Below are 19460 nucleotides of genomic sequence, written 5' to 3'. Positions count from 1 at the left end.
GCCGAACAGCATGATGATTCTCTCCCCCTGGCGCGCCGATTTTCCGGCCATCGCCGCGCTGCAACGGCAAGGCCAGACCTACCTGGACAACGCTGCCACCACGCAAAAACCTCAAGCCCTGCTGGACGCCCTGGCGCATTACTACGCCAACGGCGCGGCCAACGTGCATCGGGCACAGCATTTGCCCGGCGCCCACGCCACCCAGGCGTTCGAGGACAGCCGTCGCAAAGCCGCGCAATGGCTCAATGCCGGCGATTGCGGTCAGATCATCTTTACCCACGGCGCGACGTCCGCGCTGAATCTCCTGGCCTACGGCCTGGAACATCTTTTCAATCCCGGCGATGAAATTGTCATCAGCGCCCTGGAACACCACGCCAACCTGCTGCCTTGGCAGCAGCTGGCGCAGCGTCGCGAGCTGAAACTGGTGATCCTGCCGCTGGATGCCGACGGCGTGATCGACCTTGAAGCCGCTGCCGGTTTGATCGGCCCTCGTACACGCCTGTTGGCCGTCAGCCAGTTGTCCAACGTGATTGGCGCGTGGCAACCGCTGGCCGAATTGCTGGCGCTGGCCAAGGCGCACAACGCCCTGACCGTGATCGACGGCGCCCAGGGCGTGGTCCATGGCCGCCACGACGTGCAAGCCTTGGGCTGCGATTTCTATGTGTTCTCCAGCCACAAGCTCTACGGTCCCGATGGCCTGGGCGTGCTGTTCGGGCGCAATACCGCGCTGCAACAGTTGCGTCCCTGGCAGTTCGGCGGTGAGATGGTGCTGGACGCCAATTATCACGACGCACGCTTTCGCCCGGCGCCATTGGGCTTCGAGGCCGGGACGCCACCGGTTTCCAGTGTTATCGGCCTGGGAGCGACCCTGGATTACCTCGCAGGACTTGATCAGAACGCTGTGTCCGCCCATGAAGCGGCACTGCATGCCTGCCTGCTCAAGGGTCTTGAAGCGCGCAACGGCATTCGCTTGCTGGGCAAGCCGCAGGTGGCGCTGGTCAGTTTCACCGTCGAAGGCGTGCATAACGCTGACCTGGCGCATTTGCTGACCGAACAAGGGATCGCGGTGCGTGCTGGCCATCACTGCGCCATGCCGCTGCTCAAACGCTTTGAACTGGCCGGAGCGATTCGGGTGTCGTTGGCGCTGTACAACGATTCCGAAGACCTGGAGCGGTTCTTTGAAGCCCTGGATCAAGCACTGGAGTTACTGCGATGAACCTGCCTGCAGATGCCATCACCGCGCTCGACACCTTCCAGGCCGCCGCCGGCTGGGAACAACGTGCAAGGCTGTTGATGCAATGGGGCGAGCGTCTGCCGGCCTTGAGCGATACAGACATGTGCGATGCCAACCGCGTACACGGTTGTGAAAGCCAGGTATGGCTGGTGGGCGAGTTGCAAGATGGCCACTGGCAATTCAGGGCCAACAGCGATGCACGGTTGATTCGCGGGTTGGTGGCGCTGCTGTTGGCGCGGGTCAACGGCTTGTCGGCGGTTGAATTGCGGCAGGTGGATTTAGTGGGCTGGTTCAATCAGTTGGGGTTGGGGCGGCACTTGTCCGAGTCCCGCAGTAATGGCTTGAATGCGGTGCTTCAGCGGATGCGCGAACTGGCCACCTGACCAAACACCTTACCTGTAGGAGCGAGCATGCTCGCGATGGCGGTGGATCAGGCAACATCAATGTCGAATGTAATGCCGCCATCGCGAGCATGCTCGCTCCTACGGCTTGATGCGATCCGCTGGCCGCCGAACACCCGCCACAATCTTGTCCACCGCCTTGGTCGCCGCGACCATGCCAAACGTCGCCGTCACCATCATCACCGCGCCGAACCCGCCGGCGCAGTCGAGCTTCACCCCATCGCCGACAAAACTCTTCTGCAGACAAATGCTGCCGTCCGGTTTCGGGTAGCGCAGTTGCTCGGTGGAAAACACGCACGGCACGCTGTAATGGCGGGTCACGGTGCGTGAGAAACCATAGTCGCGACGCAGCGTGGAGCGCACTTTCGACGCCAGCGGGTCATTGAACGTACGGTTCAGGTCGCAGACCTGGATCAACGTCGGGTCAATCTGCCCGCCCGCACCGCCGGTGGTGATGATCTGGATCTTGCGACGCTTGCACCAGGCGATCAGCGCCGCTTTCGCATTGACGCTGTCGATGCAGTCGATCACGCAGTCGATGTTCGGCGTGATGTACTCGGCCATGGTCTCGCGGGTGACGAAGTCCGGCACTGCGTGCACCGTGCAGTCCGGGTTGATCCCGCGCAGACGCTCGGCCATCACCTCGACCTTGGGCTTGCCCACCGTGCTGTCCAGCGCGTGCAACTGGCGGTTGGCGTTGCTGACGCAGACGTCGTCCAGGTCGAACAGCGAAATTTCGCCCACGCCACAGCGGGCCATGGCTTCCGCCGCCCAGGAGCCGACACCGCCGATGCCGACGATCGCCACATGGGCCGCGCGCAGACGCTCAAGGCCTTCGATGCCATACAAACGGGCGATGCCAGCAAACCGCGGATCTTCTGTACTCATGACCATTACCCCAAAAACCGGCGCGCATTATAGGGCTACGCAGTTACAAGTTTTAAGCTGCAAGCTGCAAGTGTAAGAACTTATGTGAAAGTTAACTGCCCAATATCAGGCAATTCCCTGTCCGCTGTACGACAAGAGAATGCCCGGTGCAGGACGCGCGCCCCCTTGGCGAGCGCCAACCGTTCCTTCGTTCCACAGTCTTTGGAACCCGAAATCGCTATGTCATCGCGTAAATTTGGACTCAACCTGGTCGTGGTGCTCGCCATCGCAGCCTTGTTTACCGGCTTCTGGGCGCTGATCAACCGCCCGGTCACCGCCCCCAACTGGCCGGAACAGATCTCCGGCTTCTCGTACTCGCCATTCCAGCAGGGTCAATTCCCACAGAAAGAGCAGTATCCGACTGACGACGAAATGCGCCGTGATCTGGAGATCATGAGCAAGCTGACGGACAACATCCGCATCTACTCGGTCGATGGCACCCTGCAAGACATCCCGAAACTCGCGGAAGAGTTCGGTTTGCGGGTGACCCTGGGGATCTGGATCAGCCCGGACCAGGAACGCAACGAACGGGAAATTACCCGAGCCATTGAAATCGCCAACTCCTCGCGCAGCGTGGTTCGTGTGGTGGTCGGCAACGAAGCGATCTTCCGCAAGGAAATTACCGCCGCCGAATTGAGCGTGATGCTCGACCGCGTGCGTGCTGCCGTGAAAGTGCCGGTGACCACGTCCGAGCAGTGGCACGTCTGGGAAGAACACCCGGAACTGGCCAGGCACGTCGACCTGATCGCCGCGCACATCCTGCCTTACTGGGAGTTCATTCCGATGGACAAGGCCGGGCAGTTCGTCCTCGACCGCGCCCGCGACCTGAAAAAGATGTTCCCGAAAAAGCCGCTGCTGCTGTCCGAGGTGGGCTGGCCGAGCAACGGCCGCATGCGTGGTGGCGCCGATGCCTCTCCGGCGGACCAGGCGATCTACCTGCGCACACTGGTCAACAAGCTCAACCGCCAGGGCTTCAACTACTTCGTGATCGAAGCGTTCGACCAGCCGTGGAAAGCCAGTGACGAAGGTTCCGTCGGCGCCTACTGGGGCGTTTTCAACGCTGCGCGCCAGCAGAAGTTCAACTTCGAAGGCCCGGTGGTGGCGATTCCGCAGTGGCGCGTATTGGCCATTGGCTCGGTGGTATTGGCGCTGTTGTCGCTGACCCTGCTGATGATCGACGGCTCGGCCCTGCGCCAGCGTGGCCGTACCTTCCTGACCTTCATTGCGTTCCTGTGCGGTTCGGTGCTGGTGTGGATCGGTTACGACTACAGCCAGCAATACAGCACCTGGTTCAGCCTGACGGTGGGTTTCCTGCTCGCCCTCGGTGCACTCGGGGTGTTTATCGTCTTGCTGACCGAAGCCCATGAGCTGGCCGAAGCGGTGTGGGTGCACAAGCGCCGGCGCGAGTTCCTGCCGGTGGAGGGCGACTCCAGCTACCGTCCGAAAGTGTCGATTCACGTACCCTGCTATAACGAGCCGCCGGAGATGGTCAAACAGACCCTCAATGCCCTGGCCAACCTCGACTATCCGGACTTCGAAGTCCTGATCATCGACAACAACACCAAGGACCCGGCGGTCTGGGAACCGGTGCGCGATTACTGCGCAACCCTCGGCCCGCGGTTCAAGTTCTTCCACGTGGCACCGCTGGCCGGCTTCAAGGGCGGCGCGCTGAACTACCTGATTCCGCACACCGCCAAGGATGCCGAAGTCATTGCCGTGATCGACTCGGACTACTGCGTCGACCGCAATTGGCTCAAGCACATGGTGCCGCACTTCGCCGACCCGAAAATCGCCGTGGTGCAGTCGCCGCAGGATTACCGCGACCAGAATGAAAGCACTTTCAAGAAGCTCTGCTACGCGGAATACAAAGGTTTCTTCCACATCGGCATGGTGACCCGCAACGACCGTGACGCGATCATCCAGCACGGCACCATGACCATGACCCGTCGCTCGGTGCTCGAAGAGCTGGGCTGGGCCGACTGGTGCATCTGCGAGGACGCCGAACTGGGCCTGCGGGTATTCGAGAAAGGCCTGTCGGCGGCGTACTACCACACCAGCTATGGCAAGGGCCTGATGCCCGATACCTTTATCGACTTCAAGAAACAGCGTTTCCGCTGGGCCTACGGGGCGATTCAGATCATCAAGCGCCACACCGCCAGCCTGCTGCGCGGCAAGGACACCGAGCTGACCCGTGGCCAGCGTTATCACTTCCTCGCGGGCTGGTTGCCATGGGTGGCGGACGGCATGAACATCTTCTTTACCGTTGGCGCACTGTTGTGGTCGGCAGCGATGATCATCGTGCCGCAACGGGTCGATCCACCGCTGCTGATCTTCGCAATCCCGCCACTGGCGCTGTTCGTGTTCAAGGTCGCCAAGATCATCTTCCTCTACCGTCGTGCGGTCGGGGTCGATCTGAAGGATGCCTTCTGCGCGGCCCTGGCCGGCCTGGCGTTGTCCCACACCATCGCCAAAGCGGTGCTGTACGGCTTCTTCACCAGCAGCATTCCGTTCTTCCGCACACCGAAAAACGCCGATAACCATGGCTTCTGGGTGGCGATTTCGGAAGCCCGGGAAGAGATGTTCATCATGCTGCTGTTGTGGGGCGCGGCCTTGGGGATCTTTCTGGTCAACGGCATGCCGAGCAACGACATGCGCTTCTGGGTCACCATGCTGCTGGTCCAGTCGCTGCCGTACGTCGCGGCACTGATCATGGCATTCCTGTCGTCACTGCCGAAACCGTCGGTCGAGGCTGAAACGGCACCGGCGGTCTAAATCTCCGCGGATGCACTAAACGGCGGCCAATGGTCGCCGTTTTGCTTTAAGATAACCGCCATTTTGCGGGGCTTGGCGTATCTCGGTTTGCCGAACAAACCCAGTACCTGTAGGAGCGAGCCCGCTCGCGATAGCGGTGTAACATTCAAAGTTTATGGTTACTGACATACCGCATTCGTCGGAACGCCGCCCGGAGCAGGCTCGCTCCCACATTCAACCCCAAGCCCATATTCCATGATTCCGGAGTTTTCCATGACGGCCCACGCCGACCTTTCGCCGACCCTCCAACTCGCCATCGACTTGATCCGCCGCCCGTCCGTGACGCCGCTCGACGCCGATTGCCAGAAGCAGATGATGCAGCGCCTGGGCGATGCCGGATTCACCCTGGAACCGATGCGCATCGAAGATGTGGATAACTTCTGGGCCACCCACGGCCAGGACGATGGTCCGGTGCTGTGCTTCGCCGGCCACACCGACGTGGTCCCGACCGGGCCGGTGGAGGCCTGGCAGATCGAACCGTTCAACGCGCTGATCGATGAGCACGGCATGCTCTGTGGCCGTGGCGCCGCCGACATGAAAGGCAGCCTCGCCGCCATGACCGTCGCGTCCGAGCGCTTTGTCGCCAACTACCCGAATCACAAGGGCAAAGTCGCGTTCCTGATCACCAGCGATGAAGAAGGCCCGGCGCATCACGGCACCAAGGCCGTGGTCGAACGCCTCGCCGCGCGCAAGGAGCGCCTGGACTGGTGCATCGTCGGCGAACCGTCGAGCACTACCCTGGTGGGTGACGTGGTCAAGAATGGCCGTCGCGGCTCCCTCGGCGCCAAGCTGACCGTGCGCGGCGTGCAAGGCCACGTGGCCTACCCGCACCTGGCGAAGAACCCGATCCACCTCGCCGCCCCGGCCCTGGCCGAACTGGCTGCCGAGCATTGGGACCATGGCAACGATTTCTTCCCGCCGACCAGCTTCCAGATCTCCAACGTCAATTCCGGCACCGGTGCGACCAACGTGATCCCGGGTGACCTGGTGGCGGTGTTCAACTTCCGCTTCTCCACCGAGTCCACCGTCGAAGGCCTGCAAAAGCGCGTCGCCGACATCCTCGACAAGCATGGCCTGGACTGGCACATCGACTGGGCGCTGTCCGGCCTGCCGTTCCTCACCGAACCGGGTGCGCTGCTGGACGCGGTGTCGTCGAGCATCAAGGACGTCACCGGTCGTGAAACCAGGGCGTCCACCAGCGGTGGCACCTCCGATGGCCGCTTCATCGCGACCATGGGCACCCAAGTGGTTGAGCTGGGCCCGGTCAACGCGACCATCCACCAGGTCAACGAGCGCGTGCTGGCAGCCGACCTCGATGTGCTGACCGAGATCTACTACCAGACCCTGATCAAGTTGCTCGCCTGATGCTGGCGTGTCCGATCTGCAGTGAGCCGCTGAATGCGGTGGACAACGGTGTGGTCTGCCCCGCCGGGCATCGGTTCGACCGTGCGCGCCAGGGTTATTTGAACCTGTTGCCGGTGCAGCACAAGAACAGTCGCGATCCCGGGGATAACCAGGCCATGGTCGAGGCGCGCCGCGACTTCCTCAATGCCGGGCACTACGCCCCGGTGGCCAAGCGGCTGGCGGAGCTGGCGGCTGGTTACGCACCGGCTCGCTGGGTCGATATCGGTTGTGGCGAGGGTTACTACACCGCGCAAATCGCCGAGGCCCTGCCGGATGCCGAAGGGTATGCCCTGGACATCTCCCGCGAAGCGGTCAAACGCGCCTGCAAGCGCAACCCCAGGCTCACCTGGTTGATTGCCAGCATGGCGCGGGTGCCGTTGGCTTCCGGCAGTTGCCAGTTCCTGGCGAGCGTCTTCAGCCCGCTGGACTGGGAGGAGGCCAAACGCCTGCTCAGCGTCGGCGGCGGCCTGATGAAAGTCGGGCCGACCAGCGGCCACCTGATGGAATTGCGCGAGCGGCTGTACGACGAGGTGCGTGAATACACCGACGACAAGCATCTGGCCCTGGTGCCGGAAGGCATGGCGCTGGCGCACAGTGAAACCCTGGCGTTCAAGCTGACGCTGGAGAGCGGCCAGGACCGCGCCAATCTGCTGGCCATGACGCCCCACGGCTGGCGCGCCAGTGCCGAGCGCCGCGCAGCGGTCATCGAACAGGTCGAGCCGTTCGAGGTCACCGTGTCGATGCGCTACGATTATTTCGTTCTTCAATAACCCATCAATTTGGCCTTGGGCGACGGTTCAAGGCCGGCTAAATCCGCGAATGGATTTTTCAGACCCGCAGTGAGGACATCCATGCGCCAACCGGATATCGAGATTTACCTGAAAGACGCCGACGTCGACCACAAGGCCATTTCCGCCTGGCTCGGTGCGGCATTGGGCTCATGCACGGATTGGGTGCAGAAGGGCCAGACCTGGAAGTGCAAGGCTGGCAACGTGCCAGTGACCTGGCTGCCAAAAGCTGTCGGCAAGTGGAACAGCCTTTACCTGGAAAGCGACCAGACGCCATGGGAAGACGACATCGCCTGCGCCCGCGCCGCCTTTGCCGCGCTGAACATCGAAGTGCGCTGCGCACCGGGTAGCTGGGTCGAGGAAGAAGATGAGGAAACGGCAGACCGCTGGATTCGCATCAGCGCCGATGGTGAAGAAGAAATCACCTGGAAAACGGCTTAAAGCCTGAACACCACCCCTGTAGGAGCGAGCATGCTCGCGATGGCGGACTTACATTCAACATCCGTGTTGGCTGAAAGACCTCATCGCGAGCATGCTCGCTCCTACAGGTTTTTTTGCGTGATCCGAAGAGTGGTTTACAGCCTGACCACGTCTTCAGCCTGCAAGCCCTTCTGCCCCTGGACCACCGCGTATTCAACCTGCTGGCCCTCGGTCAGCGAGCGGTGGCCTTCGCCACGAATCGCGCGGTAGTGCACGAACACATCCACCCCGTCTTCGCGCTGAATGAAGCCGTAGCCCTTGGCGTCGTTGAACCACTTCACGTTGCCGGTTTCGCGTGTTGCCATTTGTTCATACTCCCTTTTTATTATTGATCGGGCTTTTCGCAGGAAAGCCTCGGGAACGTCAGCCTGCCTATGCCGGCACCATGAGGGTGGCGACAGAACGCCGAGTATATGACAGACGTTAAAACTCTCAACAAGAGTTTACTTTCGCGCTTTTTTGCCGATTTTCGTCGAATACGGCAAACTATCGACCGCCCGAGCAGTTGCTCGGCTTTATTCCCTCACGCAGAAGCCGTATGACCCGTTCCCCGTTCCGCCGTCTTGTGTTTGGCACCCTGCGCCGACTGTTGTACCTCTGGGTTCGCTCGGAAACGATCAACCAGTCGTCGTTCACCCTTGACCTCGACCGCAGTCGCCCGGTGTTCTACGTCCTGCAAAACCCTTCGCTGAGCGACCTCGCCGTGGTCGACAGCGAATGCAGCAAGGCCGGCCTGCCACGCCCGGTGCTGCCGGTGTCGGTGGGCAATCTGGTGGAGCCCGCCGCGTTCTTCTACCTGACGCCGGACCCGGACTGGCTGGGCCGCCAGGACAAGCGCGGCGCGCCGCCGACCCTGACCCGCCTGGTCAGCGCCCTGAGCCAGAACGCCGCCGAAGACGCGCAGATCATCCCCGTCAGCGTGTTCTGGGGCCAGTCGCCGGACAGCGAAAACAGCCCATGGAAACTCCTGTTCGCCGACAGTTGGGCGGTGACCGGTCGCCTGCGTCGCTTGCTGAGCATCATCGTGCTGGGGCGCAAGACCCGCGTGCAGTTCTCCGCGCCAATCCACCTGCGCGAACTGATCGAGCACAACAAGGGCCACGAGCGCACCGTGCGCATGGCCCAACGTATCCTGCGGGTGCACTTTCGCAACCTGAAGGCCGCGGTCATCGGCCCGGACATTTCCCATCGGCGCAACCTGGTCAAGGGCCTGCTGAACCAGCCGATGGTCAAGCAAGCGATCCTCGACGAAGCCGAGCGCGAGAATATCTCCCCGGAAAAAGCCAAGGCCCAGGCCCTGCGCTATGGCAACGAAATCGCCTCGGACTACACCTACACTGCGATCCGTTTCATGGAAGTGGTGCTGAGCTGGTTCTGGAACAAGATCTACGACGGCATCAGGCTCAACAACATCGAAGGCGTGCAGAAAATCGCCCCGGGGCACGAAGTGATCTACGTGCCGTGCCACCGCAGCCACATCGACTATCTGCTGCTGTCCTATCTGCTGTTCCGCAATGGCCTGACCCCGCCGCACATTGCCGCCGGCATCAACCTGAACATGCCGGTGATCGGCGGCTTGCTGCGGCGTGGCGGCGCGTTTTTCATGCGCCGGACGTTCAAGGGCAACCCGCTGTACACGTCGGTGTTCAACGAGTACCTGCACACCCTGTTCACCAAGGGCTTCCCGGTGGAGTACTTCGTCGAGGGTGGGCGTTCGCGCACCGGGCGCATGCTGCAACCGAAAACCGGGATGCTGGCGATCACCCTGCGCAGCTTCCTGCGTTCATCGCGCATGCCCATCGTGTTCGTGCCGGTGTACATCGGCTATGAGCGTGTACTGGAAGGTCGAACCTATCTTGGCGAGTTGCGCGGTGCGGCCAAGAAGAAAGAGTCGATCTTCGATATTTTCAAAGTCATCGGCGCACTCAAGCAGCGCTTCGGCCAGGTGGCGGTGAACTTCGGCGAGCCAATCAAGCTGGCGGAATTCCTCGACAGCGAGCAGCCCGACTGGCGCAAACAGGAACTCGGTCCGCAGTTCAGACCGGCCTGGCTCAACGAAACCACCAACCGCCTCGGCGAAAAAGTTGCCCGGCACCTGAACGAAGCGGCGGCGATCAATCCGGTCAACCTTGTTGCGCTGGCACTGCTGTCCACCAGCCGCCTGGCGCTGGACGACCGCGCCATGGCGCGAGTGCTCGACCTGTATCTGGCGCTGCTGCGCAAGGTGCCGTACTCGCCGCACACCACCCTTCCGGAAGGTGACGGTCGCGCGTTGATCGAGCACGTGAAGGACATGGACCTGCTGTCCGAGCAGAGCGATGCGCTGGGCAAGATTCTCTATCTGGACGAGCAGAACGCCGTCCTGATGACCTACTACCGCAACAACGTATTGCACATCTTCGCCCTGCCGGCACTGCTGGCGAGCTTCTTCCAGAGCGCATCGCGCATGAGCCGCGACCAGATACTGCGCTACACCCGCGCGTTGTATCCGTACCTGCAAGCGGAGCTGTTCATTCGCTGGTCGCTGGACGAACTGGATGCGGTGATCGATCAATGGCTGGAGGCATTCGTCGAGCAAGGCCTGCTGCGCTTCGAGAACGGCGTGTACCTGCGCCCGGCGCCAAGCTCGCGGCATTTCGTGCTGCTGACCTTGCTGTCGAAAAGCATCGCCCAGACGTTGCAGCGCTTCTACATGACCGTGTCCCTGCTGCTCAACAGTGGCCAGAACAGCATCAGCGCCGAAGAACTGGAAGACCTGTGCACGGTCATGGCCCAGCGCCTGTCGATCCTGCATGGCCTCAATGCCCCGGAATTCTTCGACAAGAGCCTGTTCCGTCACTTTATCCAGACCATGCTCGACCTCGAAGTACTCAAGCGCGACGAGGCCGGCAAGCTGGGCTACCACGAACTGCTCGGCGAACTGGCCGAAGGCGCGGCCAAACGGGTTTTGTCGGCAGAGATTCGTTTGTCGATCCGGCAGGTGGCGTTGCATCGCAGTGAAGATGCCGCCGACCAGGCCTCCCTGGATAGAGCCCAACCACCGCTACTCGGTGAGCACCCGCATTGAAGTCGACGGCAAACTGATGTTCATCACCACCGAGAATCATGCTGTGCGTCTGGATGGCAGCGTTCCAAAACCGCTGAAAGTCCGTGTCGACCCGAACCGCTACCAAGTGTCTTTTTCGAAAAAGGAAGTTGCCATGTTCCGCCCTACCCTCCGCTTTGCCGGCCTGTGCGCAGGCTTGATGATCTGCGCCAACGCCCTGGCGCTGTCCCTCACCGACCTGTCGCAGAAAGACGCCACCGGCGGACTCAAGGATGCGCTGACCCAGGGCGCGCAACTGGCCGTGAAACAACTCGGCACCCCGGGCGGCTTCAGCAACAACCCGGACGTGAAAATCGAACTGCCGGGCAAGCTGGGCAAAGTCGCCAGCAAAATGAAACAGTTCGGCATGGGTGAGCAGGTCGATGAACTGGAAGCCAGCATGAACAAAGCGGCGGAAACCGCCGTGACCCAGGCCCAGCCAATCCTGGTCGACGCCGTGAAGAAAATGACCGTGGAAGACGCCAAGGGCATCCTCAGCGGCGGCAACGACTCGGCCACCCAATACCTGAACAAGACCAGCCGCGAACAGATCCGCGCCAAGTTCCTGCCCATCGTCAAGCAAGCCACCGACAAGGTTGGCCTGGCCCAGCAGTACAACTCGTTCGCCGGACAAGCGGCGACCATGGGCGTAGTGGATGCGAAGGATGCCAACGTCGAAAACTACGTCACCGAACAGGCGTTGAATGGCTTGTTCGAGATGATCGGCAAACAGGAAGAAGCCATCCGCCAGAACCCGGCGGCTGCGGCGACCAGTTTGGCGAAGAAGGTGTTTGGAACCTTGTAATTCTCAGCTCGCGCCAACAACCAAAAGCCCGCTGACCTTCACAGGTTCAGCGGGCTTTTTCATTGTGTTACCGAGATGTATCGAGTTGATCCAGCACGCGATTCACCGATAGCTGCGCCAGGACAATCATCTGCTGAATGCCGAGTGCCAGATTGCAGGTGGGGCCGTTCAGGATGGACGACAACTCGGTCGCCATCACGTTGGCTGAGGCGAGCGTTTCGTAGGCATGGACCAGCAGGGTTTCGGAATCGACGCCTGGGTGGATGGTGAAAATTGGGCAGGGGCGGTGTGAAATTCTCGTTTTCTTTCCGGATTCGGAGACAGAGTAATCAGGACTGTCTTTGATCATTTTGCGAAGCTCCAAAAGTAGGCGCCTAACGACTATTTACGGGCTTGCAGTCCCGGTCGCTGAATTGGCAGCGACGGGCCAAGGCTAGGGATCGTGCTTCCGACGGGCAAGCTGAAAGTCTTGTGGGAATGGTCTGAATGGGTGGCTTGGGCGATAAACATTGTTGACTGTAAGTCCGTCATCGCGAGCATGCCGCAAGCGGGCACCCGCTCCTACAGGGTCGGGGTACATCCGCCTGATTCAGGTCGGCTGGCAGGCCGCCTTCGCGAGCAGGCTCGCTCCCACAAAAGAGCAAAAGCAAAAGAAAAAGCGGCGTACACCTTCGCTTCTCACCACTCATCAGGCCGAGCGTTAGCTCGCCTGCAGCTCTTGATCTTGATCCACCCGCCCCTTCGGGAGGCTGAGTGGAGGCGTTCATCCGGGGAGTGGCGCGCAGCGCCGTTCGACGCAGTCGAACACGCTGCATGTAGGTGCAGCGAAGCAAACCGGAGGGCAGTGTCCCCGGATGAATGCCGGAGCGAAGGAACCCCGAGCCTTGGCGAGGGGCCGGACGCCGGGGCGAGCGTTTTTTGCTTACTTTTTTAGGCGCTTGTAAAAAAGTGAGTCGCCGTAAGGGCGAAACCATAAGTAGCCGTTACCGCAGCAACGGATATGTACTCGATCCCCCCAACCTGGTCGGCCCAGAGGCCGCCAAGGTCAAACCGACTCTTTGCGAACCCGAAACCAGGCAGCATAAAGAGCGGGCAAAAACAGCAGCGTCAACGCCGTAGCCACAATCAACCCCCCCATGATCGCCACCGCCATCGGCCCGAAAAACACGCTGCGCGACAACGGAATCATCGCCAGCACCGCCGCCAGCGCCGTCAACACAATCGGCCGGAACCGCCGCACCGTCGCCTCGATGATCGCCTGCCAGGGCTTGAGCCCGGCAGCGATATCCTGCTCGATCTGATCCACCAGAATCACCGAGTTACGCATGATCATCCCGGACAAGGCGATGGTCCCCAGCATGGCCACGAAACCGAACGGCTGGCGGAACACCAACAGAAACAGCGTCACCCCGATCAACCCCAACGGTGCCGTCAGAAACACCATCGCCGTACGCGAGAAACTGCGCAGTTGCAGCATCAGCAAGGTCAGCACCACTACGATGAACAACGGCACGCCGGCCTTCACCGAGTTCTGTCCGCGTGCCGAATCTTCCACGGTACCGCCGACATCCAGCAGGTAGCCGTCCGGTAGTTCGGCGCGGATCGGATCGAGGGTCGGCATGATCTGCTGCACCAGCGTCGCCGGTTGCTGCTTGTCATAAATGTCGGCACGAACCGTCACGTTGGGCAGGCGATTGCGGTGCCAGATGATGCCCTCTTCGAAGCCGTATTCCAGGGTCGCGATCTGCGACAGGGCGACGCTGCGACCGTTATCGGTCGGCACCGCCAGGCTCGGCAGCAACGACAGTTCGGTGCGCTCATGCAAGGTGCCGCGCAGCAGGATTTCGATCAACTCGTTGTCTTCACGGTATTGGCTGACGCTGGAGCCAGTCAGGGAACTTTGCAGGAACTTCGACAGGTTCGCCGTACTGACGCCCAGTGCCCGCGCGCGGTCCTGATCGATATTCAGGTACACCACCTTGCTCGGCTCTTCCCAGTCCAGGTGGACGTTGACCACGTGCGGATTCTCGCGAACCTTGGCCGCGACTTTGCGCGCCAGCGCCCGCACCTCGTCGATGTGCTCACCGGTCACGCGGAACTGCACCGGGTAACCAACCGGCGGACCGTTTTCCAGACGCGTGACCCGCGAGCGCAGCGCCGGGAATTGCTCGTTGAGGGTTGCGATCAACCAGGTACGCAGGGCTTCGCGTTCCTCGATGGTTTTCGCCAGGACGACAAACTGGGCGAAGCTCGCCGCCGGCAGTTGCTGATCCAGCGGCAGGTAGAAACGCGGCGAACCGGTGCCGACGTAGGCCACATAATTGTCGATTCCGGCCTTGTCCTTGAGCAGCGCTTCGAGGCGCTTGACCTCGTCGGCGGTGTTGCTCAGCGAAGCGCCTTCGGCCAGTTTCAGGTCGACCATCAACTCCAGTCGACCCGATGCCGGGAAGAACTGCTGCGGCACAAAACGGAACAGCACGATGGAGCCGATGAACAACAGCACGGTCGCCAGGATCACGGTTTTGCGCCAGCGCACGCACCACTCCACCAGACCCCGGACGCGCTGGTAAAACGCTGTGCCATACGGATCGGGCTGGCCGGCACCGTGCCTGGCGGCATGAATCTTCGCCAGATCCGGCAGGAGCTTTTCTCCGAGATAGGGCACGAAGACCACCGCGACCACCCACGACGCCAACAGCGCGAGGGTGACCACTTCGAAGATCGAACGGGTGTATTCACCCGTGCCCGATTGCGCCGTGGCGATCGGCAGGAAGCCAGCCGCGGTGATCAGCGTGCCGGTGAGCATCGGGAACGCGGTACTGGTCCAGGCGTAGCTCGCGGCTTTGATCCGGTCGAAACCCTGCTCCATTTTGATCGCCATCATTTCCACGGCGATGATCGCGTCGTCCACCAGCAGGCCCAGCGCCAGAACCAATGCACCAAGGGAAATCTTGTGCAGGCCGATACCCAGGTAATACATGCTGGCAAACGTCATCGCCAGCACCAGCGGAATGGCCAGGGCCACCACCATGCCGGTGCGCACGCCGAGGGAGAAGAAGCTCACCACCAACACGATGGCCAGCGCCTCGACCAGCACTTGCACGAACTCGCCAACACCGGTTTTCACCGCCGCCGGCTGATCGGAGACTTTGCGCAGTTCCATACCGGCCGGGAGGTTTTTCTGGATACGGGCGAATTCGACTTCCAGCGCCTTGCCCAGCACCAGAATGTCTCCACCGTCCTTCATCGCCACCGCCAGGCCGATGGCATCCTGCGCCATGAAACGCATGCGCGGCGCCGGTGGATCATTGAAACCACGCCGCACATCGGCCACATCGGAGATGCGGAAAGTGCGATCACCGACGCGAATCGGGAAGCTCCTGATCTCGTCGACCGTCTGAAAATTCCCTGTAACCCGTAGCTGCAATCGCTCGCTGCTGGTTTCGAAAAAGCCTGCGGTGGACACCGCGTTCTGTTCTTCAAGGGCTTGCTGGACGGCCGCCAGCGGCAAGCCGAGGGTGGCGAGCTTGACGTTGGAGAGCTCGATCCAGATTTTCTCGTCCTGCAAACCCAGCAGTTCGACCTTGCCGACATCCTTGACCCGCTGCAGCTGGATCTGGATGCGGTCGGCGTAATCCTTGAGCACGGCGTAGTCGAAACCCGCGCCGGTCAGGGCGTAGATATTGCCGAAGGTGGTGCCGAACTCATCATTGAAGAACGGCCCCTGAATCCCCGGTGGCAGGGTATGACGGATGTCGCTGATCTTCTTGCGCACCTGATACCAGAGTTCCGGGATCTCTGCCGAGTGCATGGAATCACGCGCAATGAAGGTGACCTGGGATTCCCCGGGCCGCGAGAACGACATAATGCGCTCGTACTCGCCGGTTTCCATCAGCTTTTTTTCGATGCGTTCGGTGACCTGGCGCGAGACTTCCTCGGCGGTCGCGCCCGGCCAGTTGGTGCGAATCACCATGGCCTTGAAGGTGAACGGCGGGTCTTCGCTCTGGCCGAGCTTGGTGTAGGAAAGTGCGCCGACGATGGCCAGCAACAGCATCAGGAACAGGACGATCTGGCGATTACGCAGCGCCCATTCGGAAACGTTGAAGCGCATCGGGCTTACTCCTTGTCCGCCAGATTGACCACGCGATTGGAGCGATCCACCGGGCGCACCTGCTGCCCTTCGAGAAGCACATGAACGCCGGCCGCCACGACCCAGTCGCTGGCGTTGAGCCCTTCAAGCACCGGTACGGTTTTCTCACCGAAGGCACCCACGCGCACCGGAGTCTTTTTCAAGGTGTTGTTGGCGCTGACGACCCAGACATAGGTCACGCCGTTTTCCGCCGTCAGCGCTGAAAGCGGAACGGACAAAGGCACCACGTCGGCGACTTGCACGAACACTCGGGCGCTCTGGCCCAGTTCGACAGGCGCTGTGCCGGCATTGAAGGCGATACGCGCCGCGAATGTGCGCGACTTGGGGTCGGCTGACGGCGACAGTTCACGGATGCGCCCTTCGAAACGCTGGTCGGGCTGAGTCCAGAGCTCCACCGACACCGGTCCACCGACCTTGAAGCGGCCGAAGTTCTGCTCCGGCAGGCTGATCAACACTTCACGCTCGCCATCGGTGGCCAGTGTGAACGCCGTTTGCCCGGCCGCCACGACTTGCCCGACTTCCACCAGACGCTTGGCCACGACGCCATCCTGCGGCGCTCGCAACACCGCGTAACTGGCCTGGTTATTGGAGACGTTGAATTCGGCTTTGATTTGCTTGAGGCGCGCTTCACCGGAGCGGTAAAGGTTTTCAGCGTTGTCGTACTGCGAGCGACTGACCAGTTGACGCTCCATCAGGGTCTTGTAGCGATCGCGCTCGGACCGCACGAGGTTCAGATTGGCTTCCGCTGCAGCGACCTGGGCGCGTGTGGCCTCCAGTTGCAGGCGCACGTCTTGAGGGTCGAGTTCCGCCAAAGGCTGATCGGCCTTGACCCGCTGCCCCTCCTCCACCAGTCGTCGGCTGACTTTACCGCCGATACGGAACGCCAGGTCCGGCTCGTAACGCGCGCGAACTTCACCGGGATAGCTTTCCATGGACTGCGCCGCAGGCTCTGGCTGGACCACCATGGCCGGGCGCACGCTGGTTTGCGGCGCCTCTTCGTGACCGCACGCAGACAATAAAAAAGCCAGGGTGACTGGCAACGCGAGGGGCAAGGCATAGCGGAACATGGTGAAGGACCTTTCGCTAATGGTGCTTTGAATAATTATACTGAGCAGTATGTTATTAATAGCAAACTCACCAGTCCAGTAATAAAAGCGAATATGCCAAACAATCCTTCAGCACCCAATGGCCCAGGCAGACCCAAGGATCTGGTCAAACGCCAGGCAATTCTCGATGCGGCGAAAGTGCTGTTTCTGAGTAAGGGTTATGCCAATACCAGCATGGATGCCGTTGCAACCGAGGCCGGTGTGTCAAAGCTGACGGTCTACAGCCACTTCAACGACAAGGAGACGCTGTTCTCCGCCGCCGTGATGGCCAAGTGCATGGAGCAGTTGCCGCCGCTGCTTTTCGAATTGCCGGAAGGCGTGGCGGTGGAAACCGTGCTGCTGAACATCGCACGCGGCTTTCATCAGCTGATCAACAGTGATGAATCAGTGAACCTGCACCGGTTGATGATGACCCTGGGCAGCCAGGACCCGAAACTCTCGCTGATTTTCTTCGAGGCCGGTCCGCAGCGCATGCTGCATGGCATGGAACGCCTGCTGAGCAAGATCGATGAAAGTGGTGTGCTGCGCATCGACAAGCCGCACAACGCAGCCGAGCACTTCTTCTGCCTGCTCAAGGGCACCGGGAACTTTCGCTTGCTGTATGGCTGCGGCGAGCCACCGGTTGGCGAGGCGGCGGAGAGCCATGTGCGGGAAGTGGTGGGGTTGTTCATGCGGGCTTATCGTCCAGAAGCAGCTTCAAGCGGTTAGCTACAAGCGGCAAGCAACGGCGTAGCTTGTAGCTTGTAGCTTGTAGCTTGTAGCTTGTAGCTCAAACCTTGAGCGCCTTCTTCGGATAAATGTCATACCGACTGGACTTGCCATCCAGCGCATGACTGGGCTTGGGCCCTTCGATGCACGGCGCCTTGCGCGGGCGCTTGACCACCACCCGATGGCTGGCCAGGGCCAGGGCGGCTTCGAGCAGTGCCGGCGCATCCGGGTCATCGCCCACCAGTGGGCGGAACAGGCGCATTTCCTTTTTCACCAGCGCGGTTTTCTCGCGGTGCGGGAACATCGGGTCAAGGTAGATCACCTGCGGCGGCTCACCCTCCCAGTTGCGCATGACTTCGATCGAATTGCCCTTGAGCAGGCGCATGCGCGCCACGATCGGCGCCACGTCGAAATCTTCCGCGCCACGGGCCAGGCCATCCTCCAGCAAGGCGCCGATCAGCGGCTGTCGCTCGATCAGGCTCATCTCGCAACCAAGGCTGGCCAGCACGAACGCGTCCTTGCCCAGCCCCGCCGTGGCATCCAGGACCCGCGGGCGCACGCCTTGGGCAATGCCAACGGCCTTGGCGATCATCTGCCCACTGCCACCGCCGTACAACCGGCGATGGGCCGCACCGCCCTCGACGAAGTCCACCCGCACCGGCCCCGGCGCATCCGGCCCCAGTTGCTGCAACTGCAAACCCTGGTCACCCACCTGCAGGGCAAATTCGCCATCCGCCACTTGCATCGGCAAGCCCAGGCGTTCGGCCCATTGCTCGGCTTGCGGCTCGAAAGCCGCGTCCAGGGCCTGTACATGGATACGGCAGGCCGCAGGTTGATCAATCATCGGAAAACACGCTCAAAAAATTAATGATCGGCAAAAACTGCCGATAACAAAACTATCGAGCATTTTGCCAGAGCTGAGCGTCGACCGAGAGAAATGTCAGACATTCAACCCACAATCACAGGTTTTATATCGCCCTACGGCAATTACAACCTGCGAAATACCCAGGCACTGAGCGGTGTCAGTCACCTCTGGCAGGATTTCTTTGCCCGTGCACTGGCCGATCAGTCGGGTGATGTGCTGCCTGAATCGTTGAATTTCCCACCGGTCGATCTCGAAAGCCCTGTCGAGCCAACTGTCGGCAGCGAGCTGCTGGAGCACATCGTGTCCCAGCGCGAGTGCGATGTGAAGGACACCCAGGTTCGTCCGCCCGAGCCGCTGTTCCTGCCGATTGCCGAATTCGAAATGGACCTGGCCGACAAACCCCGCCCAGCGTTCCCGGCGGATGAAATCGTCGCCCAGCAAAAACAGCAGGACTTCGAAAGCGGCTGGGTTCGCCCGATCGTGCTCAAGGCCGGTCAGCCGGTATACGAAGCAGGCCCTGCCCCGCAACCACGTCCGCTGCACCTGCCGATTGCCGAGTTCGAACTCGACCTGCTCGACAAACCGTTCCCGCCGTTCTCGCCAGAGGAACGGGCGGAACAGCAGAAACAGCTCGATTTCGATAACGGCTGGGCACGCCCGATTGTCTTGCAGAACCTGCGTATCGCAGCCTGACCC

The 19460-nt window shown here is 61.2% G+C and carries 16 protein-coding genes; 10 read left to right on the top strand and 6 right to left on the bottom strand.

Going from position 1 to position 19460, the window contains the following annotated elements; all coding sequences use genetic code 11:
* The first annotated feature begins 10 nt into the window (after positions 1 to 10).
* Positions 11 to 1216: an aminotransferase class V-fold PLP-dependent enzyme gene (locus CAG47_RS08755; protein WP_085724493.1), complete on the top strand. Its 1206-nt coding sequence runs from the start codon at positions 11 to 13 to the stop codon at positions 1214 to 1216.
* Complete coding sequence (locus tag CAG47_RS08750) at positions 1213 to 1617, top strand: SufE family protein (protein WP_085724492.1); 405 nt, start codon at positions 1213 to 1215, stop codon at positions 1615 to 1617. The genes CAG47_RS08755 and CAG47_RS08750 overlap by 4 nt, the downstream gene beginning before the upstream one ends.
* Before the next feature lie 99 nt (positions 1618 to 1716).
* Here the strand turns inward: CAG47_RS08750 and tcdA are convergent, their stop codons facing one another.
* A complete protein-coding gene (gene tcdA / locus CAG47_RS08745; protein ID WP_177408941.1) occupies positions 1717 to 2523 on the bottom strand; it encodes a tRNA cyclic N6-threonylcarbamoyladenosine(37) synthase TcdA in 807 nt (268 codons plus the stop codon).
* A gap of 219 nt (positions 2524 to 2742) precedes the next feature.
* On the opposite strand from tcdA, the gene CAG47_RS08740 reads away from it, so the two are divergent.
* The 4 genes from CAG47_RS08740 to CAG47_RS08725 all read left to right on the top strand — a co-directional run bounded on the left by CAG47_RS08740 (position 2743) and on the right by CAG47_RS08725 (position 8006).
* The gene (locus CAG47_RS08740) at positions 2743 to 5334 is read left to right on the top strand and encodes a glycosyltransferase (protein ID WP_085724490.1); all 2592 of its coding nucleotides are present in this window, start codon (positions 2743 to 2745) and stop codon (positions 5332 to 5334) included.
* Positions 5335 to 5586: 252 nt separating this feature from the next.
* Positions 5587 to 6738 carry a succinyl-diaminopimelate desuccinylase gene (dapE, locus tag CAG47_RS08735; RefSeq protein WP_085724489.1) on the top strand — a complete coding sequence of 384 codons (1152 nt, stop codon included), beginning with the start codon at positions 5587 to 5589 and terminating at the stop codon, positions 6736 to 6738.
* The gene (locus CAG47_RS08730) at positions 6738 to 7547 is read left to right on the top strand and encodes a putative RNA methyltransferase (protein ID WP_085724488.1); all 810 of its coding nucleotides are present in this window, start codon (positions 6738 to 6740) and stop codon (positions 7545 to 7547) included. The genes dapE and CAG47_RS08730 overlap by 1 nt, the downstream gene beginning before the upstream one ends.
* A gap of 81 nt (positions 7548 to 7628) precedes the next feature.
* Positions 7629 to 8006, top strand: a complete 378-nt coding sequence (locus CAG47_RS08725; protein WP_085724487.1) for a hypothetical protein — start codon at positions 7629 to 7631, stop codon at positions 8004 to 8006.
* Between the two features lie 134 nt (positions 8007 to 8140).
* Here the strand turns inward: CAG47_RS08725 and CAG47_RS08720 are convergent, their stop codons facing one another.
* Complete coding sequence (locus CAG47_RS08720; protein WP_085724486.1) at positions 8141 to 8350, bottom strand: cold-shock protein; 210 nt, start codon at positions 8348 to 8350, stop codon at positions 8141 to 8143.
* A 233-nt stretch (positions 8351 to 8583) separates the two neighbouring features.
* Here CAG47_RS08720 and plsB point away from each other — a divergent pair, with 233 nt between their 5' ends.
* Together plsB and CAG47_RS08710 are read left to right on the top strand one after the other, a co-directional pair.
* Positions 8584 to 11112: a glycerol-3-phosphate 1-O-acyltransferase PlsB gene (gene plsB / locus CAG47_RS08715; protein ID WP_085724485.1), complete on the top strand. Its 2529-nt coding sequence runs from the start codon at positions 8584 to 8586 to the stop codon at positions 11110 to 11112.
* Positions 11096 to 11935: a DUF4197 family protein gene (locus CAG47_RS08710; protein WP_158091309.1), complete on the top strand. Its 840-nt coding sequence runs from the start codon at positions 11096 to 11098 to the stop codon at positions 11933 to 11935. The genes plsB and CAG47_RS08710 overlap by 17 nt, the downstream gene beginning before the upstream one ends.
* Before the next feature lie 67 nt (positions 11936 to 12002).
* Here CAG47_RS08710 and CAG47_RS08705 read toward each other — a convergent pair whose 3' ends face one another.
* From CAG47_RS08705 to CAG47_RS08695, 3 genes are all read right to left on the bottom strand, one after another.
* Positions 12003 to 12284 carry a DUF6124 family protein gene (locus CAG47_RS08705; protein WP_085724483.1) on the bottom strand — a complete coding sequence of 94 codons (282 nt, stop codon included), beginning with the start codon at positions 12282 to 12284 and terminating at the stop codon, positions 12003 to 12005.
* A 696-nt stretch (positions 12285 to 12980) separates the two neighbouring features.
* Positions 12981 to 16046 (bottom strand): efflux RND transporter permease subunit, encoded by a 3066-nt coding sequence (locus tag CAG47_RS08700; protein ID WP_085724482.1) that lies wholly within the window; start codon positions 16044 to 16046, stop codon positions 12981 to 12983.
* A gap of 5 nt (positions 16047 to 16051) precedes the next feature.
* Positions 16052 to 17152, bottom strand: coding sequence for an efflux RND transporter periplasmic adaptor subunit (locus CAG47_RS08695; protein WP_085724481.1), 1101 nt, complete (start codon positions 17150 to 17152; stop codon positions 16052 to 16054).
* 93 nt (positions 17153 to 17245) lie between these two features.
* On the opposite strand from CAG47_RS08695, the gene CAG47_RS08690 reads away from it, so the two are divergent.
* Positions 17246 to 17899, top strand: coding sequence for a TetR/AcrR family transcriptional regulator (locus tag CAG47_RS08690; RefSeq protein ID WP_085724480.1), 654 nt, complete (start codon positions 17246 to 17248; stop codon positions 17897 to 17899).
* Positions 17900 to 17960: 61 nt separating this feature from the next.
* Here the strand turns inward: CAG47_RS08690 and CAG47_RS08685 are convergent, their stop codons facing one another.
* A complete protein-coding gene (locus CAG47_RS08685) occupies positions 17961 to 18743 on the bottom strand; it encodes a class I SAM-dependent methyltransferase (RefSeq protein WP_085724479.1) in 783 nt (260 codons plus the stop codon).
* Between the two features lie 93 nt (positions 18744 to 18836).
* On the opposite strand from CAG47_RS08685, the gene CAG47_RS08680 reads away from it, so the two are divergent.
* Positions 18837 to 19457: an energy transducer TonB gene (locus CAG47_RS08680; protein WP_085724478.1), complete on the top strand. Its 621-nt coding sequence runs from the start codon at positions 18837 to 18839 to the stop codon at positions 19455 to 19457.
* The last annotated feature ends 3 nt before the right edge of the window (positions 19458 to 19460 follow it).

This window comes from Pseudomonas sp. R37(2017) (assembly GCF_002113375.1).
Taxonomy (GTDB): Bacteria; Pseudomonadota; Gammaproteobacteria; order Pseudomonadales; family Pseudomonadaceae; genus Aquipseudomonas.
This window is presented reverse-complemented; position numbering and strand designations above follow the sequence as displayed.

What these genes read in the sequence shown, in the direction of transcription:
- CAG47_RS08755 (WP_085724493.1), top strand. Translation starts at nt 11, where the DNA reads ATGATGATTCTCTCCCCCTGGCGCGCCGATTTTCCGGCCATCGCCGCG.
- CAG47_RS08750 (WP_085724492.1), top strand. Translation starts at nt 1,213, where the DNA reads ATGAACCTGCCTGCAGATGCCATCACCGCGCTCGACACCTTCCAGGCC.
- tcdA (WP_177408941.1), bottom strand. Translation starts at nt 2,523, where the DNA reads ATGAGTACAGAAGATCCGCGGTTTGCTGGCATCGCCCGTTTGTATGGC.
- CAG47_RS08740 (WP_085724490.1), top strand. Translation starts at nt 2,743, where the DNA reads ATGTCATCGCGTAAATTTGGACTCAACCTGGTCGTGGTGCTCGCCATC.
- dapE (WP_085724489.1), top strand. Translation starts at nt 5,587, where the DNA reads ATGACGGCCCACGCCGACCTTTCGCCGACCCTCCAACTCGCCATCGAC.
- CAG47_RS08730 (WP_085724488.1), top strand. Translation starts at nt 6,738, where the DNA reads ATGCTGGCGTGTCCGATCTGCAGTGAGCCGCTGAATGCGGTGGACAAC.
- CAG47_RS08725 (WP_085724487.1), top strand. Translation starts at nt 7,629, where the DNA reads ATGCGCCAACCGGATATCGAGATTTACCTGAAAGACGCCGACGTCGAC.
- CAG47_RS08720 (WP_085724486.1), bottom strand. Translation starts at nt 8,350, where the DNA reads ATGGCAACACGCGAAACCGGCAACGTGAAGTGGTTCAACGACGCCAAG.
- plsB (WP_085724485.1), top strand. Translation starts at nt 8,584, where the DNA reads ATGACCCGTTCCCCGTTCCGCCGTCTTGTGTTTGGCACCCTGCGCCGA.
- CAG47_RS08705 (WP_085724483.1), bottom strand. Translation starts at nt 12,284, where the DNA reads ATGATCAAAGACAGTCCTGATTACTCTGTCTCCGAATCCGGAAAGAAA.
- CAG47_RS08700 (WP_085724482.1), bottom strand. Translation starts at nt 16,046, where the DNA reads ATGCGCTTCAACGTTTCCGAATGGGCGCTGCGTAATCGCCAGATCGTC.
- CAG47_RS08695 (WP_085724481.1), bottom strand. Translation starts at nt 17,152, where the DNA reads ATGTTCCGCTATGCCTTGCCCCTCGCGTTGCCAGTCACCCTGGCTTTT.
- CAG47_RS08690 (WP_085724480.1), top strand. Translation starts at nt 17,246, where the DNA reads ATGCCAAACAATCCTTCAGCACCCAATGGCCCAGGCAGACCCAAGGAT.
- CAG47_RS08685 (WP_085724479.1), bottom strand. Translation starts at nt 18,743, where the DNA reads ATGATTGATCAACCTGCGGCCTGCCGTATCCATGTACAGGCCCTGGAC.
- CAG47_RS08680 (WP_085724478.1), top strand. Translation starts at nt 18,837, where the DNA reads ATGTCAGACATTCAACCCACAATCACAGGTTTTATATCGCCCTACGGC.